18 protein-coding genes and 1 tRNA gene are annotated in these 16,079 nt (G+C 70.8%); 18 read left to right on the forward strand and 1 reads right to left on the reverse strand.

Going from position 1 to position 16,079, the window contains the following annotated elements:
- Window positions 1–226 precede the first annotated feature (226 nt).
- From AB1673_06595 to AB1673_06620, 6 genes are all read left to right on the forward strand, one after another.
- Entirely contained in the window at window positions 227–1,132 is a 906-nt protein-coding gene (locus AB1673_06595) for a hypothetical protein (GenBank protein ID MEW6153642.1), read from the forward strand.
- A complete protein-coding gene (locus AB1673_06600) occupies window positions 1,129–2,334 on the forward strand; it encodes a glycosyltransferase (protein ID MEW6153643.1) in 1,206 nt (401 codons plus the stop codon). Before AB1673_06595 ends, AB1673_06600 begins: the two co-directional genes overlap by 4 nt.
- 752 nt (window positions 2,335–3,086) lie before the next feature.
- Window positions 3,087–3,347: a hypothetical protein gene (locus AB1673_06605; protein ID MEW6153644.1), complete on the forward strand. Its 261-nt coding sequence runs from the start codon at window positions 3,087–3,089 to the stop codon at window positions 3,345–3,347.
- 177 nt (window positions 3,348–3,524) lie between these two features.
- A complete protein-coding gene (locus AB1673_06610) occupies window positions 3,525–4,760 on the forward strand; it encodes a cyclopropane-fatty-acyl-phospholipid synthase family protein (protein MEW6153645.1) in 1,236 nt (411 codons plus the stop codon).
- 86 nt (window positions 4,761–4,846) lie between these two features.
- Window positions 4,847–4,920 (forward strand) — tRNA-Ala (locus AB1673_06615).
- A gap of 431 nt (window positions 4,921–5,351) precedes the next feature.
- Window positions 5,352–5,552, forward strand: coding sequence for a hypothetical protein (locus AB1673_06620; GenBank protein ID MEW6153646.1), 201 nt, complete (start codon window positions 5,352–5,354; stop codon window positions 5,550–5,552).
- Between the two features lie 95 nt (window positions 5,553–5,647).
- Here AB1673_06620 and AB1673_06625 read toward each other — a convergent pair whose 3' ends face one another.
- Window positions 5,648–5,824: a hypothetical protein gene (locus tag AB1673_06625; GenBank protein MEW6153647.1), complete on the reverse strand. Its 177-nt coding sequence runs from the start codon at window positions 5,822–5,824 to the stop codon at window positions 5,648–5,650.
- Window positions 5,825–6,192: 368 nt separating this feature from the next.
- On the opposite strand from AB1673_06625, the gene AB1673_06630 reads away from it, so the two are divergent.
- The 12 genes from AB1673_06630 (at window position 6,193) to AB1673_06685 (ending at window position 15,964) form a co-directional block, all read left to right on the forward strand.
- On the forward strand, window positions 6,193–6,702 hold the full coding sequence (locus AB1673_06630; protein ID MEW6153648.1) for a hypothetical protein: 510 nt from the start codon (window positions 6,193–6,195) through the stop codon (window positions 6,700–6,702).
- 200 nt (window positions 6,703–6,902) lie between these two features.
- On the forward strand, window positions 6,903–8,141 hold the full coding sequence (gene urtA / locus AB1673_06635) for an urea ABC transporter substrate-binding protein (GenBank protein ID MEW6153649.1): 1,239 nt from the start codon (window positions 6,903–6,905) through the stop codon (window positions 8,139–8,141).
- A gap of 22 nt (window positions 8,142–8,163) precedes the next feature.
- Window positions 8,164–9,042: an urea ABC transporter permease subunit UrtB gene (urtB, locus tag AB1673_06640; GenBank protein ID MEW6153650.1), complete on the forward strand. Its 879-nt coding sequence runs from the start codon at window positions 8,164–8,166 to the stop codon at window positions 9,040–9,042.
- Between the two features lie 41 nt (window positions 9,043–9,083).
- Entirely contained in the window at window positions 9,084–10,157 is a 1,074-nt protein-coding gene (gene urtC, locus AB1673_06645) for an urea ABC transporter permease subunit UrtC (GenBank protein MEW6153651.1), read from the forward strand.
- A complete protein-coding gene (gene urtD, locus AB1673_06650) occupies window positions 10,154–10,936 on the forward strand; it encodes an urea ABC transporter ATP-binding protein UrtD (GenBank protein MEW6153652.1) in 783 nt (260 codons plus the stop codon). Before urtC ends, urtD begins: the two co-directional genes overlap by 4 nt.
- Entirely contained in the window at window positions 10,936–11,646 is a 711-nt protein-coding gene (urtE, locus tag AB1673_06655) for an urea ABC transporter ATP-binding subunit UrtE (GenBank protein MEW6153653.1), read from the forward strand. Before urtD ends, urtE begins: the two co-directional genes overlap by 1 nt.
- A 10-nt stretch (window positions 11,647–11,656) precedes the next feature.
- Window positions 11,657–11,959, forward strand: a complete 303-nt coding sequence (locus AB1673_06660) for an urease subunit gamma (protein MEW6153654.1) — start codon at window positions 11,657–11,659, stop codon at window positions 11,957–11,959.
- On the forward strand, window positions 11,956–12,282 hold the full coding sequence (locus tag AB1673_06665) for an urease subunit beta (protein MEW6153655.1): 327 nt from the start codon (window positions 11,956–11,958) through the stop codon (window positions 12,280–12,282). Before AB1673_06660 ends, AB1673_06665 begins: the two co-directional genes overlap by 4 nt.
- Complete coding sequence (locus tag AB1673_06670; protein ID MEW6153656.1) at window positions 12,279–13,991, forward strand: urease subunit alpha; 1,713 nt, start codon at window positions 12,279–12,281, stop codon at window positions 13,989–13,991. Before AB1673_06665 ends, AB1673_06670 begins: the two co-directional genes overlap by 4 nt.
- Window positions 13,988–14,629, forward strand: coding sequence for an urease accessory UreF family protein (locus AB1673_06675; protein ID MEW6153657.1), 642 nt, complete (start codon window positions 13,988–13,990; stop codon window positions 14,627–14,629). Before AB1673_06670 ends, AB1673_06675 begins: the two co-directional genes overlap by 4 nt.
- Entirely contained in the window at window positions 14,583–15,248 is a 666-nt protein-coding gene (gene ureG / locus AB1673_06680; GenBank protein MEW6153658.1) for an urease accessory protein UreG, read from the forward strand. Before AB1673_06675 ends, ureG begins: the two co-directional genes overlap by 47 nt.
- The gene (locus AB1673_06685) at window positions 15,245–15,964 is read left to right on the forward strand and encodes an urease accessory protein UreD (protein ID MEW6153659.1); all 720 of its coding nucleotides are present in this window, start codon (window positions 15,245–15,247) and stop codon (window positions 15,962–15,964) included. The genes ureG and AB1673_06685 overlap by 4 nt, the downstream gene beginning before the upstream one ends.
- Window positions 15,965–16,079 lie beyond the last annotated feature (115 nt).

Genomic DNA, 16,079 nt, shown 5'->3' on the forward strand with positions numbered 1-16,079 from the left:
AGGGCGCTGACACGGCCGGGAAGACGATCCGGCCTCAGGGGATGGCGTTGCGGGATCCTCGGCGTCCGGGCCGTCGAGAAGTACGTCACAGCCATCTTCGACATCGGTCCCACCTCTTGACCGGAGGCTGACGGGCGGGCATCGTGGAGGGCGGTACCAGGGCGGGCCTTCGCCGTCGGGCTCACGACGGTCTTTCGTTCACACGACCGAAGGGCCGGAGCCTGAAATGACCGCGAACCACCAACACCAACCCGACGACCGCAATGACGAGGGCTGGTCCGATGAGGCCGTCGCCCGCCTGCTGGGCACAACGGCTGACGCCCTGCTTGAGGCTGTGACCGATAGTGGCAGGGGCGTTCTCGTCCACCTGGCCGAGACCGGGGGCGACATCAACATCGGCACGCTCGATCTCGACGGCCGCCATCCCGCCGAGGTGCTGGTGGGCACGGTGGCCCCCGAGCACTGGCTGGCCATGGGCGTGGCAACCGGCGGTCGTGCCTACTCCCTCGACGACCCTGGTCGCGGGCGCGGGGGCACCAGCCGGCGGATCGTGAGCGTGGTCCTGGTCCATCGCCGCGGTTCGGTGGTGAGCCGGTTGCTGCTCGACGGTGAGGTCTCGAGCTCGGCGCCGGCTTACGGCGTCGTGCTCGACTGCCTACAACGGGCCCTCTGGCTCGACACCGCCGCCCCCGCCGTCCCCACCGGTGGGCTGTTCGCCACCTACTGGCTGGAGTCGACGCTGCACCTCCTCGCCGAGCAGGGCGGCGAAGTGAGCTGGCCGGAGGTCTGCAGCCAGCACCCAGCGGCCCGCCTGCTCGACGACGACTACCGCATCGCCAGCACCGGCGAGTTGGTGGCGGCGGCCGCCGCCCTCCAGCGGGTCTGTGACTGGGAACGGTTGCGCTGGCTCGTCATCGAGGGAAGCTGGGAAGAGCGCACCCTGACCCCTACCGAGGCCGCATGGTTCGACGCCGGCTCGTTCTCGCGCTGGGTCCTCACCGAGCATCCGCCGCCCGACGTGCTCGTCGGCGAGATCCGCCACTTGGCCCCACCCCGGATCGCCCGTCAGTGCTTCACCGCCCTGAGGCGGATGGGCATACCAACGCGTGGCGCCGGTACCCATGCGGCGTGAGACCGGTAGCTTGGCCGGGGGAGGGCACGACGACGATGCGGATGCTGTTCAGTACCACCGCCGGTTCTGGTCATTTCGGGCCGTTGGTCCCGGTGGCGCGAGCCTGCCAGCAGGCGGGGCACGAGGTGAGGGTGGCGGCGCCCGCCTCCTTCGCCGACGCCGTGGCCGGGGCGGGGTTCGCCCACGAACCGTTCGCCGACGTCTCCCCCGAGGTGATGGGCGCGGTGTTCAGCCGCCTGCCCCACCTGCCGAGGGAGGAGGCCAACCAGGTCGTGCTCTCGGACGTGTTCGGCCGCCTCGACGCCCAGGCCGCCCTCCCGGGCGTGACCGAGGTGATCGCCCGATGGCGACCCCACGTGGTCGTGCGGGAGACGTGCGAGTTCGGCTCGTTGGCGGCCGCGGAGAAGGCCGGTGTCCCCCACGTCGAGGTGGCCATCGGGCTGTCGGGCGCGGTGGCCATGGCCCGTCCGGCTGTGGCCACTGCCCTGGACGAGCTCGACGCCCTCGCCGGTTTGACTACCGGGACGCTCTCGGCGAGCTGGGCCCGCTCGCCGGTGCTCACCAGCGTGCCCGTCGAGCTCGACGACCTCGCCTCGGCGACCGGCCCGGTCCACCGCTTTCGAGCCGAGGGCGCCCCCGGGGGGCAGCGCCGGGCGGCCGGCCTCCCGCCGTGGGGCGACCCGGACCAACCGCTCGTGTACGTCACGTTCGGGTCGGTCACCGGTGGACTGCCCCCCTTCGCCGGGCTCTTCCCGGCGGTGCTCGGCGTGCTGGCGGGCGAGCCCGTCCGGGCCCTGCTGACCACGGGCCACGGCGTCGACCCCGCGACCTTGGCGCCCGTGCCCCCCAACGTCCACGTGGAGCGGTGGTGGCCCCAAGACGACGTGCTCCTGGTGGCGGACGCGGTGGTGGGCCACGGTGGCTTCGGCACCACGATGGCGGCGTTGGGTGCGGGCCTGCCTCAGGTCGTGATGCCGCTGTTCGCCAGCGACCAGTTCGTCAACGCCGAGCGGGTGGCGGCCACCGGTGCCGGCGTCTGTCTCGACGGCGGGCTGGCGGCCGTCCCGGTACTGGCCGGAGCCGTGCGGGAGGTGCTCGAGGAGCCTGGCTACCGCGAAGCCGCCCAGAGGGTCGCCGCGGCCATGGCCGCCCTCCCGGGCCCGCTCTCGGCCGTAGCGTTCATCGTCGACCGGGTCACCTGACCACGTCGAGCGGCCGAACCGTCGCGGTCGAGGGGCGGGCGGCCACCCTCTGCCGCGCCTTGTCCGTGACCGGGGCGCCCGTCCCGGGCCGGCAGGCCGAGGGTCGCGCAGGGGCGGGCCAGGGGCGGGCCAGTGGCGGGCCAGTGGACCGCCGAAGCAGGCGGTCCCAACTGGACGGGGGTGCCAGGGAAGGTCACAAGTCCTGTTTTGGATCGTGATCGTCGGGGCGCCCGGCCGCGAGTGCGGGACCGGCGGCTTGCCTGGCGCCTCAGGCGCACCGGGTGGGGCGGTCAGTGCTGCCGTCGGGGCGCCCCGCCTGTTGGCCACGTGACCGATCGATGCGACAGACTCAGGTCGTGGCCACGATGGTTCGCTGCCCTGAGTGCCAGCGAAAGAACCAGGTCCCCGCGGGCGGCGGCAAGGCGCGTTGCGGCGCCTGTGGGGCTGCGCTGGGGCCCATCCGAGGTGGGGCGTTGGCGACCACCAACCCAGCAGAGGCCAGCCCGTCGGGGGCGGGCAGCCCCTGGGGCGGCGGTGGTCCTGGGGGACCGGGGAGCCCGTGGGGAGCCGGGGGTCCCCCTGGCCCGGCGAGCCCGTTTGGTCCCGGTGGCCTCAGCGGAGCCGGGGGACCTTGGGGCGGCGGCGGCGATGCGAGCGGTGCTCGTATGCGCCAGGCACGGCGCACCGGTCGTACCGCGAGCACCAGCATGGGCAGGCCGGGCGCACCGCGTCCGAGTGATCCACGCGCCGCCGTGGTGCAGGGCTGGAACGAGGTCCTCCATCTGGCGCCCGCGGACATGGGGTTGACTGCGGCCCTGGGAGAAGGGGGTGACGACCCCATCGCGTGGCTGAGCGAGGCTGCCGGCATCCCGCGTGCGGAGCTGGAGCGGGTCCGGCTGCTCCGCAACCGTGTCGCGTCGAACCAGCCGGTCGCCGATCGTGACCTATCCGGAGCACTGGAGACGATCGACCGGGTCATCGCACTGGTGGGCCGCATGGGCCTCCTGGAGTAACCCACTGGGGGACCGCCGTGGCGCCTCGGGAGGGTGGGAGAGCTGCGTCGAGCCGTGACATGTAAGCGGGCCCGGAGACCCGTGCAACCTGGTGGCGAGGTCCCTAGAGTGAGTTGACCTTCCACCTGAGTGAAGGGAGCAGCCACGGTGCAGGGCTGGCGGGGGAGGGAGCGTCCGATGACACTCGGTTCCCTGCTCACGGATGTCCTGGGGCCCGAGCCGCCGGTTGGCGTCGTGGCCTTCGACGGGACGCGCGTCGGCCCGGCTGACCCGGCTGTCACGATCGTCATCCGTAAGCCCGATGCGCTCCGCCGGATCGTCCAGGCACCGGGGGAGCTGGGGTTCGTCCGGGCCTACGTGGCGGGCGACCTGGAGATCGAAGGCGACATCTTCTCGTTGTTCCAGCTACGAGACCTTCTGGGGCCAGTGAGGCTGACACCGGCCCAGACCCTGCAGGCGGCGAGGATGCTGGGCCTTCGTGCCCTCCGGCCGCTGGTACCACCGCCCGAAGAGGCCCGGCTGGTGGGGCGCCGGTACACGCCGGCTCGCTCCCGCGCCGCCCTCGCCCACCATTACGACCTCCCCGACGAGTTCTTCGCCTTGTTCCTCGACCCCTCCATGGCCTACACGACCGCCATCTTCGAGAACGAGGAGGAGAGCCTCGAGCAGGCCCAGGCCAACAAGTTTGATCTCGTCTGTCGCAAGCTCGCCCTCGAGCCGGGCATGCGGCTCCTGGACATCGGCTGCGGCTGGGGGGCCATGCTGGTGCACGCGGCTAAGCACTATGGCGCCCACGCGGTGGGTGTCTCGCTGTCTCTCCGGCAGGTCGAGTGGGCCCGAAAGCGGGTGGCCGAGGAAGGGCTGAGCGGCCGCATCGACGTCCGGCACCTCGACTACCGCAAGGTCGACGACGGTCCCTACCAAGCCGTCAGCGCGATCGGGTCGTTCGAGCACATCGGGCTCCATGACGGCCAGTTCTTCCAGAAGGTCCACACCCTGCTGGCACCTCGGGGGAGGTTCGTCAACCACGCCATCAGCCAGCCCGCGGGCCGCAACGCCCCAGCCGCCCGGCGGGGGTTCATGCAACGGTACGTGTTCCCCGACAGCGAGATCCATGAGGTCGGGCACGTCGTCTCGGCCATGCAGGCCGCGGGCCTCGAAGTCCGACACGTTGAGTCGCTCCGTGAGCACTACTCCCTCACGTTGCGGCGCTGGGTGCGCAAGCTGGAGGAGAACTGGGATGCGGCTGTCGCCTTGGTCGGCCCAGGCCGAGCCCGGGTGTGGAGGCTCTACATGGCCGGCTTCGCCGTGAACTTCGATCGGGACGACTCCTCCCACCACCAAGTCCTCGCCGTGCGCCCGGACCCCACTGGCCCCAGCGGGATGCCTCTCCGGCCCACGTGGACATCCTGACCTGGGCCCGGAGGTAACCTCGCACATCGGGCCGGTCCTCCCCACACAGGTCCCGTCGGGTACATCGGGGATCAAGTAGCAGGCCAGGGGACGTAGCTCAGTTGGCTAGAGCACCTGCTTTGCAAGCAGGGGGTCGCCGGTTCGAGTCCGGTCGTCTCCACGGGTAAAAGTGCTGTTCAGGGGCCTGCGGAGTCCGTCTTGCGGAACGGCAGCGGCGGCTCAGGCCGCGACGAGGCCGCGAGAGATCCGGCGACGAGGCGAACGACCTCGACAGGTTCTACGTCATGATCCTGGAGTAGAAAGGGCACGTGTCGGACCCGGCGAGCCCCGCGGCCCAACCTGACCGGGCGTTGCTGTTCCAGCCCCTCGCTGACCACGGCCTCTTCATCCTGGTCGACCCCGACGCGCCGATGCCGTGGCCCCCTCCAGGACGCCACGGCGACCGACCTTGAGCTGCCCGTCGTCGTCAGCGATTCCGGCCTCGGGTTCGTTTCCGCGGGCCGGGATTTCTTCCCCTCGGTGGAGGTCCGGCTCCACATCCGCCGGCCAGCTCTGCCCATCGAGGGTTGGGACGCCTCTGGGGAGGCGGTCGTGACCGTGAGGAGCGGTGTCCTGTCGGTCCGCTCGCTCGCCGGGGACGTATCCGGGACCTTCGACGCGGAACCGGGGCTGTGGCACGTCGCCTGGCGCGTTCGAGGCCGGGACGAGGCCGCGGCCAGGACCCGCGACTTGGAGATGTTCTTCCACGGGGTCGAGCAGTGGGCGCTCGACCTCTGGCCAGCCGAGGGCTGATCCGGAAATGACTGGTGCTCCGTGAGCGCGTGGGCGCGCCGGACTCGGGTGCGGGGCGGAGCCAGGCCGGGACGAAGTCCCGGCCTGTCGCGTGTTCAGGCGGTGGGGGTCAGGGTGACGTGGGGCCCGAGGACCTCGACCTGGTGGACGAGGTTGCGGGTGCGGCGCTGGGTGTTGACGCTCGTCGAGTAGAAGTCCCCGCCGAGGTCGTGGAAGCCGGCTGTTGGGTCGGCATGGACGTGCGAGACGATCACCAGGATGGAGCGGGCCACGGCGACGAGGCCAGGTCCCGCCTTCGGCGTTGGCCAGGGCGATCTCGGTGATGGCGAGGCCGCCCGGCTGCTCCCGCGCACTCTTGCGGCCTAACCACTGGTCCTCCGCTAGGGCCGCCAGCGATGAACCCACCCTGTCGGGAGGCTCACGTAGCGCCGAGTCTACGGAAGGTCGAGGCACCGATCTACTAGAAACTCTTGTCAGTAGCTTGTAGTGCGACGGTCATTACGACGACCTCGTCGCTGCGGCCCACAGGGTTCTGTGGTTGGAGGGCAGCTGATCTCCGTGGCCGGCCGGCCGGGCATTCAAGGGCGGCTGTTTTCGGCCGGTGAGCCCTGTTCGGCCGAGATCGGGCAGTATTCGGGGTATGACGAGCCTGGTGGTCCTTGATCACGGCGCGCCGGTGGCGATCACCTTCGACGACATCCTCAAGTACCACGGGCGGGCGTCGGTCGCCGGCGTGGCCCATGCGTTCAAGGCCATGGAGCGAGCCTTCCCGTTGCTGTCAGGTGACCAGCCGCCCGAGCGTTATGACCTCACCGTCGAGAGCGGGTTCCCCGGCGACGGGGCGCGCGACGCCTTCGAGATGGTCACCCGGGCGGTCACGGGCGAGCGCTACCGGCTGGCCACCGACCTGACGGCAGCCGCGGCCCCGGCGGCCCCCGGCGGCCACTTCTTCTTCCGGCTCGGCTATCGGGGAACGGTCGCGGAACTGGTCCTGCGGCCGGGCCACGTGCCCGAGGACTTTCTCGACCTCGCGTGCCGCCCGGCCCCCACACCGTCCGAGGCAGCCCGCGCCAGCCGGCTCAAGGAGGAGATGGCCGAACGGCTGTTGAGCCTGCCGGCGGCCGAGGTCTACGACGCGGGAGTGCGCTGAGCCGGACGGCGAGGTGTGCCCGCGTCGAGCGCACCGGTCAGCCGGCAACGGCGCCGGGGCGCAGATCCAGGTCGTGACGCACTAGCCGAGGAAGCGTCAGAAACGGGCAAGAGCCCCTTCACGGGCCCGGAACAGGCGCGAACCGGGGCGGAAACGGTCGGTTCCTATGGTCGGCGCGAACCGACTCAAGGAGAACGACTTTGCGTACCAAACGGGTGCGGCTCGGGCTGGCACTGTTCACGGCTCTGGCTTTGGCGACGGCAGCGTGCGGGGACAGGGCCGGGGAGACCACCGCCAGCGGCGGTCAGGGCAGCGCCAGTAGCGGCGACACCATCAAGGTCGGCATCCTGCACTCGTTGAGCGGGACGATGGCGATAAGCGAGGTAGCGGTCAAGGACGCCGAACTACTTGCCATCGAGGAGATCAACGCCGCCGGCGGCGTGTTGGGCAAGCAGCTCGTCCCGGTAATCGAGGACGGGGCGTCGGACTGGCCAACCTTCGCCGAGAAGGCCCAGAAGCTCATCTCCGTCGACAAGGTGGCGACCGTGTTCGGAGGGTGGACCTCGGCCAGCCGCAAGGCGATGCTGCCCGTCTTCGAACGCAACAAGGCGCTTCTTTGGTACCCCGTGCAGTACGAGGGGCTGGAGAGCTCGCCCTACATCTTCTACACGGGTGCCACCACCAACCAGCAGATCATCCCCGGCCTCGACTACCTCAAGAGCCAAGGCAAGACCAAGATCTTCCTGGTGGGGAGCGACTACGTGTTCCCCCGCACCGCCAACAAGGTGATCCGTGCCTACGCGGCCGCCAACGGCATGGAGATCCTGGGCGAGGAGTACACGCCGCTGGGCCACACCGAGTACTCGACGGTGATCAACAAGCTCCGGGCCGCCAACCCCCAGGCGGTGTTCAACACCCTGAACGGCGACAGCAACGTGGCCTTCTTCAAGCAGATGAAGGACGCCCAGATCAGCTCGACGGCCATGCCTGTGCTGTCGGTGAGCGTGGCCGAGGAAGAGGTGAAGGGCATCGGCCCCGCCAACGTCGCCGGTCACCTCACGGCCTGGAACTACTACCAGACGACCAGCAACCCGGCCAATACCGCCTTCGTCGAAGCCTACAAGAAGAAGTTCGGGGCCAACCGGGTCACTGCCGACCCCATCGAGGCGGGCTACATCCAGGTCTACCTCTGGAAGATGGCGGTCGAGAAAGCGGGCACGACCGAGGTCGAGGCAGTGAGGGCGGCCGCCGGGGGGACGACGTTCGACGCTCCCGAGGGCACGGTCACCATCGACGGTGAGACCCAGCACATCTACAAGACGGCTCGCATCGGTGTCATCGAGGCCGACGGGCTCATCAGGGAGGTCTGGAACTCGGGCCAACCCATCAAGCCCGATCCTTACCTCAAGACCTACCCCTGGGCCGTCGGGCTCTCCTGACGGCTCAAGGCTGACCGTCCCCTTGGACATCTACGTCTCCCAGCTCTTCACCGGCCTCAGCGTCGGCTCGGTGCTGCTGCTCATCGCCCTCGGTCTCACGTTCACCTTCGGGCAGATGGGTGTCATCAACCTGGCCCATGGCGAGCTGATCATGGCGGGGGCCTACACCGCCTACGTAATCGGTGAAGGGCTGGGAGCCGTGTCCTTGCTGGTGGCCCTGCCGGCAGCCTTCGTGCTGGCCGGGACCATGGGCCTCGTGCTCGAACGGGTACTCGTCCGGCGCCTGTACGGGCGCCCGCTTGACACGCTGCTGGTCACCTGGGGGGTCAGCCTCGTGCTCCAGCAGGTGGCCCGTGACATCTTCGGGGCTCCCAACGTGAACGTGACCAAACCCTCGTGGCTCGATGGAGGGTTGGCGGCGTTCGGCACGACGCTGCCCTATACCCGCCTGTTCATAATCGCCCTGGTCGCGGCCGCAGTGAGCGGGATATGGATCTACCAGGCCCGCTCGACCCAGGGCCGCCGCATGCGGGCGGTGGTGCAGAACCGCCAGTTGGCGGCCTGTACGGGCATCAACACCGGGCGGGTCGACCAGCGAACGTTCTTCATCGGCTCCGGACTGGCCGGGGCGGCCGGCGTCGCCTTGACCCTGCTCGGGCCCATCGGGCCTTCCCTCGGCACCAACTACATAGTCGACGCCTTCCTGGTGGTGGTGGCCGGCGGCCTCGGCCAGATCCGGGGCGCGGTCTTGGCCGCCATCGGTCTCGGCGTGTTGGCTGCCTTCGTCGAGTTCCAGACCCAGGCGAGCCTGGCCAAGGTGGCCGTGTTCGTAGCCGTCGTCGCGCTCTTGCAGTTCCGGCCCCAGGGCCTGGTCGCCCTCCGGTCCCGGGCGCTGACGTGAGGGACCGGCTCAAGTTCAACCGCAACCGGCTCGCCTGGTTCCTGGGTGTCGGGTTCGTCTTGCTGGTGGCGGCCCCGGCGTTGATGTCGGACTTCCGCCTGAGCCTGCTGGCCAAGTACCTCTGCTTCGCCATCGTCGCCATCGGCGTGGACCTGGCCTGGGGCTACGGAGGGATGCTGACCCTCGGCCAAGGCCTCTTCTTTGGGATCGGTGGGTACTCGATGGGCATGTTCCTGAAGCTGGCCGAGGCCGGTCCCGACGGGTTGCCCGACTTCATGGTCTACAACGGTCTGACCGAGGTACCCGGCTTGTGGAAGCCCTTCGCCAACGCCTGGGTGGCCCTCCCGGCGGCCGTCCTGCTGCCCATGGGGCTGGCCGCGGGATTGGGTGCCCTCGTCTTCCGAAAGCGCATCCGAGGCCCGTACTTCGCCATCCTGACCCAGGCCCTGGCCGCCGCCTTCGTGATCCTGCTCATCGGCCAGCAGGGTTACACGGCCGGTACCAACGGCCTGACCAACATCCGCACGCTCTTCGGCTACGACCTGAACGACCCCACCAACCAGCGTCTGCTCTACCTGGTCGTGGCGATCTGCCTGGGGGCCGTCTTTCTGATCGCCCGCCAGCTCGTGGCCAGCCGCTACGGGCGCCTGCTGGTGGCGTGCCGCGACGCCGAGGACCGGGTGCGGTTCCTCGGCTACAGCCCGACCAAGGTCAAGGTGCTGGCCTTCACCGTGTCCGCCGGCATGGCCGGCCTGGCCGGCGCCCTGTTCGTGCCCGTAGTCGGGATCATGTCTCCGGCCCTCTTGGGGATCGTCCCCTCCCTGGAGCTGGTGATCGGCGTGGCTCTCGGGGGCCGGGCGACGTTGGTCGGCGCGGCCGTGGGCACTGTCCTGGTCGGCTACGCCAAGACGGGCTTGTCGGAGAACTACCCCTCGGGCTGGCTCTACCTGCAGGGGGCACTGTTCATCACCGTCGTGGCCTTCGCCCCCAAGGGCCTGGCCGGCTTGGCCGAGGCCCTCAAGGTCAAGCGCCGGCGGGTCACCGTGAAGGGCACGGTGGTCGGCTCGGCCACAGCCCCCAGCGAGCCCGCCCCCACCCTGGAGCCGGCCAAGTGAGCGCCGGGCCGAACGGCACAGCCCGGGGAGTGCTGGAGGTCCGCCGCCTGTCGGTGGTGTTCGACGGGTTCAAGGCCATCGACGGTCTCGACCTGACCGTCGACGAGGGCGAGGTGCGTTTCGTCATCGGGCCCAACGGGGCAGGCAAGACCACCCTGATCGACGTCATCACGGGGATGACCAGGCCCCAGTCGGGAACGGTCCGATTCGACGGGCAGAGCCTTCTCGGCAAGGCCGAGTTCGACATCGTGGCCATGGGCGTCGGGAGGACCTTCCAGACGCCGTCGGTGTTCGAGCAGCTCAGCGTGCTGGAGAACCTCGACCTGGCCGCCAGCTTCCGGCGACCGCTGCGCCAACTGCTGCGCAGGCGCAGGGGCGTCCAGCCCGAGGTTGCCTCTGCCCTGGAGACGGTCGGGCTGGCCGGCCGGGCCGAGGCCCCGGCCGGTGTGCTCTCCCACGGCCAGAAGCAGTGGTTGGAGATCGGGATGCTGCTGGTCCAGGGGCCCAAGCTGCTGCTGCTCGACGAGCCGGTGGCGGGCATGAGCAAGGACGAGCGCTCGCGTACGGGCGAGCTCCTACACGAGATCGCCCGGACCCGCACGGTCATCGTGGTCGAACATGACATGGAGTTCCTGCGCCGGTTCGCGAGCCGTGTGACGGTCATGCACGAGGGCCGGGTGTTGTGCGAGGGCACGGTCGCCGAGGTGCAGGCCGACCCCCACGTCCAGGCTGTCTACCTCGGTCGTAGCCGCGACACCCGGACGGGAGCGGACCTCTGATGCTCTCGGTGGAGGGGTTGGATGTCGCCTACGGTCGCAGCCAGGTGCTGTTCGGTGTGTCGCTGGAAGTGCCTGACGGCGGGCTGCTGTGCGTGATGGGCCGTAACGGCGTGGGCAAGTCGACGCTGCTCAACTCCATCATGGGGGTGCTGAAGCCCAGCCGCGGGCGGGTCCTGTGGGACGGTACCGACCTCGCCGGCCAGCGCCCCGACCACCGGGTGGGCCTCGGGCTCGGCTACGTGCCCCAAGGCCACCCCGTCTTCCCCCAGCTCACGGTGGCCGAGAACCTGGCCATCGCGGCCGACGCCCCCGGCGGCCGCCGGGGCGGAGGCGGGCCGGCGGGGGCGACCGCCGACGCCCTCGACCTGTTCCCCCGGCTCAAGCCCCTCCTGAGCCGGCGAGCAGGCTTCCTCTCGGGTGGCCAGGCCCAGCAACTGGCCTTCGCCCGTGCCCTCGTCACCCGCCCGAGGCTGCTCCTGCTGGACGAACCCACCGAAGGCATCCAGCCGTCGATCATCCTCGAGATCGAAGACGCCATCGCTCAGCTGCACGCCAGCACCGGGATGGGCATCGTGCTGGTCGAGCAGTACGTCGAGTTCGCCCTCCGGCTGGCCGATCGCTACGTCGTGCTCGATGCCGGTGAGGTCGTCGCCTCGGGTGAGGCGGCCAGCCTGGAGGAGGAGGCCGTCCGTCGCCTCCTGGCGGTCTGACGGCGGCGCGATGAGGCTCACCCCCCACGAGCAGGAACGCCTACTCGTCCACGTGGCCGCCGGCCTGGCCAGGGAACGGCAGGGCCGAGGCCTTCGGTTGAACCACCCCGAAGCGGTGGCCGTCCTGAGCTCCTTCGTCCTCGAGGGGGCGCGCGACGGGAGGTCGGTCGCTGACCTCATGGAGGCCGGGCGGTCCGTGCTGACCGTCGATGACGTGATGGAGGGTGTCCCGGAGATGGTCGGGGAGGTCCAGGTGGAGGCGACGTTCCCCGACGGGACCAAGCTGGTCACCCTGCACCAGCCCATCGGGTGAGGCCCGGTGAGGTGGTCCATGGGGAGGGGCCCGTCATCATCAACGGCGGGAAGCCGGTAACGACGGTCGTGGTCCTGAACACCGGTGACCGCCCTGTCCAGGTTGGTTCCCACTACCACTTCGCCGAGTCCAACCCCTCGCTGGCCTTCGACCGGGCCCTGGCCTGGGGTCAGCGGCTGGCGGTGCCCGCGGGGACGTCGGTCCGCTTCGAGCCGGGCCTCGACCAAGAGGTCGGGCTCGTCCCGATCGGAGGGGACCGGCTCGTGCCGGGGTTGCGTTCGAAGCCCTCGGCTGAGCTCGGGCCTGCCCGGGCGCCCTCGTGAGCGAGCTGTCGCGGGAGCGCTACGCCCAGCTCTACGGGCCCACCGTCGGCGACCGGGTCCGGCTCGCCGACACCGACCTGTTCATCGAGATAGAGCAGGACCGGTGCGCGGGCGGCGACGAGGCTGTCTTCGGTGGCGGCAAGGTGATACGAGAGTCGATGGGCCAAGGGCGGGCGACCCGGGCCCAAGGGGCGCCCGACACGGTCATCACCGGGGCGGTGGTGCTCGATCACTGGGGGGTGGTGAAGGCCGACGTCGGCATACGCGAAGGCCGGGTGGTGGCCCTCGGCAAGGCCGGGAACCCCGACACCATGGACGGGGTCGACCCGGCCCTCGTCATCGGGCCGTCGACCGAGGTCATCTCCGGCAACGGCCGCATCCTGACAGCCGGCGCGGTCGATTGCCACGTCCACTTCGTCTGCCCCCAGGTCATCGAGGAAGCACTGGCCTCGGGGGTGACCACGCTCGTCGGTGGCGGGACGGGGCCGGCCGAGGGGACCAAGGCCACCACCGTGACGCCGGGCTCCTGGCACCTGGCCCGCATGCTGGAGGCCCTGGACCCGTGGCCGGTCAACGTGGTCCTTCTCGGCAAGGGCAACACGACTTCGGCGGAGGGAATGTGGGAGCAGCTACGGGCGGGTGCGGCCGGCTTCAAGCTGCACGAGGACTGGGGGTCGACCCCCGCGGCCATCGACGCCTGCCTGTCGGTGGCGGACGCCGCCGGAGTGCAGGTCGCCCTCCACAGCGACACCCTCAACGAGGCGGGGTTCGTGGAGTCGACCCTGGCGGCCATCGCCGGGCGGGCGATCCACGCCTACCACACCGAGGGTGCGGGCGGGGGGCACGCGCCCGACATCATCACGGTGGCGTCGCACCCCAACGTCCTGCCGTCGTCGACCAACCCGACCCGCCCCCACACCGTCAACACGATCGACGAGCACCTCGACATGCTCATGGTCTGCCACCACCTCAACCCTTCGGTCCCCGAGGACCTGGCCTTCGCCGAGAGCCGCATCCGCCCCTCGACGATCGCCGCCGAGGACGTGCTCCACGACATGGGGGCCATCTCCATGATCGGCTCCGACTCCCAGGCCATGGGCCGCATCGGCGAGGTCGTGGTCCGCACCTGGCAGACGGCCCATGTAATGAAGCGCCGGCGTGGTGCGCTGGAGGGCGATCCGAAGGGATCGGACAACCGGCGTGCCCGTCGCTACGTGGCCAAGTACACGATCTGCCCGGCGGTGGCCCATGGCCTCGACGCCGAGCTCGGTTCGGTGGAGGTGGGCAAGCTGGCCGACCTCGTGTTGTGGGAACCGGCCTTCTTCGGGGTGCGGCCTCACGTCGTCGTGAAGGGGGGCATGATCGCTTGGGCGGCCATGGGTGACGCCAACGCCTCCATCCCCACGCCCCAACCCGTGCTGGCCCGGCCCATGTTCGGGGCATCTCCGCTGGCCGCCGCGGCCACCAGCTTGGCCTTCGTGGCCCCGGCTGCCCTCGAAGCGGGATTGGCCGAGCGGCTGGCCGTACGGCGCTCCCTGGTGGCGGTGACCGACGTCCGGAGGCGTACCAAGGCCGACCTCCCCGAGAACGCCACGTTGCCCGAGATCACTGTCGAACCGGACACGTTCACCGTCCGGATCGACGGTGAGGCCGTCGAACCGGAGCCCGCCACCGAGCTCCCGATGGCCCAGCGGTACTTCCTCTTTTGAGCGCGCTCGTCCTGCTCCTGGCCGACGGGCGGTTCCCTTCGGGGGGCTACTCCCACTCGGGGGGCGTCGAGGGGGCCGTGGCCGGGGGGCGCCTGGCCGACGTCGACGAGCTCGGCCCGTTCCTCGTGGGGCGGCTGGCCACTGCCGGGCGGGTTTCCGCCGCCTTGGCCGCTGCGGCCTGCGGGGGAGGGCACGGCCTCGACCTGCTCGACCGGGAGGCGTCCGCCCGCATGGCCTCGCCTGCTCTGCGGGCGGCGTCCAGGGCCCAGGGCCGCCACCTGCTCCGTGCGGGGGCCGCCGTGCTGGGTCGGCGGTTGCCGACTGGCGACGCCCACCACGCGGTGGCCATGGGGATCGTGGGCCGGGCCGCGGGGGCCTCCGTGATGGAGGTGGCCCGCTGGGCGGCCTACGAGTCGGTGGCCGGTCCGGCGGCCGCCGCCCTCCGGCTGCTGGGCCTCGACCCGTTCGCCACGTGGGCTCTCGTCGCCAGCCTCGACCGGCAGGTCGAGGCGGTTGCGGCCGAGTCGGCGGCCGCCGCGTCCGGCCCCCTCGACCGCCTGCCCGCGGCGTCGGCCCCGTGGCTCGACATCGGTGCTCAGCACCACGCTTCCCAGGAGGTGCGTCTGTTTGCTTCGTGAACGTCCGGTGCGTATCGGTGTCGGCGGCCCAGTGGGGACGGGGAAGACCGCGCTGGTCGCCGCCCTGTGCCGGGCCCTGGGGCCCGAGATCGAACTGGCGGTTGTCACCAACGACATCTACACCGACGAAGACGCCGAGTTCCTGCGCCGAGCGGGGGTGCTCGACACGGCCCGCATCATCGCGGTGCAGACGGGTTGCTGCCCGCACACCGCGATCCGCGACGACATCTCCGCCAACCTCGCGGCCGTCGAGGAGCTCGAGGCCCGGTTCGCCCCTCTCGACCTCGTGCTCGTGGAGAGCGGGGGCGACAACCTCACGGCCACGTTCAGCTCCGGTTTGGTCGACTTCCAGGTTTTCGTGCTCGACGTGGCCGGCGGGGACAAGGTGCCCCGCAAGGGCGGCCCGGGGGTGACCAAGTCCGACCTTCTCGTGGTCAACAAGACCGACTTGGCTCCCTTGGTCGGCGCCGATCTGGCGGTCATGGCCCGGGACGCGGCAGCGAAACGGGGTGAGCGCCCAGTGGTCTTCTGCTCGCTGGTCGACGACCCGTCGGCTTTAGCGGTGTCGGCCTGGGTACGTGACCGGCTCGGGGCAGCGGCGGTCGCGGCCCCGGGGTGATCGCCACCGCCAGGCTGGTCGCGTCCCCGGGGGGCAGGTTGTCGCGCATCCGGTGCGAGCCGCCGCTCACCCTCCGCCCCACGCCCGAGGCCGTCTACCTCGTGGGCAGCGCCGCCGGCCCTCTCGGTGGGGACGACCTACGAATCGAGGTCGAGGTCGAGGAGGGGGCGGACCTGACAGTTCGTTCGTCCGCCGCCTCCGTGGCCCTGCCCGGGGTGTACCCGTCCTCTGTCGCGGTACGGGCCCGGGTAGGGGCGGGCGGCGCGCTGCGGTGGCTGGTGGAACCGACGGTGGCCGCTCGCGGCTGCCGCCACCGGCTCGACGCCGACATCACCCTGGCCCGAGGGGCGCGCCTGCACTGGGTGGAGGAGATCGTGCTCGGCCGCCATGGCGAGACCTCCGGGTCGGTGACCAGCAGGCTGTCGGTGGAGGTTGGGGGCGTGCCCCTGCTTCGCCACGAGCTGGCTCTCGGGCCCGACCACCGCGGTGGTGCGACGCCGGCCGTGGCGGGGACGGCCCGGGCCGTCGGGACGGTCGTGGTCGTGGGCGGTGGCGCTGGCCCACCGTCCACGGCGTTCGCCCCGGGGGCGGCACTGCTCGCCCTCGACGGTCCCGGCTTCCAGGTTGTCGCCTTGGCCTCGGACCGCCTCACGCTCCGGCGGCTGCTGGACGAGGGGGTCAGGCGGGGCGGGTGGGAGGACGAGCTGGTCCGCTGATGCTGGGCATCGGTGTTCCGGTGAGGGGCGAAGGAAAGGGCTCCGGCCGGCTCGGGTCTGGCCGTCGGTTCATCCCGGGCTCAAGGTCGCCCAACGGAGGGACGGTGCTCGATGG

Source organism: Actinomycetota bacterium, from assembly GCA_040754375.1.
Lineage (GTDB): Bacteria > Actinomycetota > Acidimicrobiia > Acidimicrobiales > AC-14 > JBFMCT01.

Excerpts from the sequence above, each read along its gene's own strand:
- AB1673_06595 (MEW6153642.1), top strand. The coding sequence starts at position 227 with ATGACCGCGAACCACCAACACCAACCCGACGACCGCAATGACGAGGGC.
- AB1673_06610 (MEW6153645.1), top strand. The coding sequence starts at position 3,525 with ATGACACTCGGTTCCCTGCTCACGGATGTCCTGGGGCCCGAGCCGCCG.
- AB1673_06630 (MEW6153648.1), top strand. The coding sequence starts at position 6,193 with ATGACGAGCCTGGTGGTCCTTGATCACGGCGCGCCGGTGGCGATCACC.
- urtE (MEW6153653.1), top strand. The coding sequence starts at position 10,936 with ATGCTCTCGGTGGAGGGGTTGGATGTCGCCTACGGTCGCAGCCAGGTG.
- AB1673_06660 (MEW6153654.1), top strand. The coding sequence starts at position 11,657 with ATGAGGCTCACCCCCCACGAGCAGGAACGCCTACTCGTCCACGTGGCC.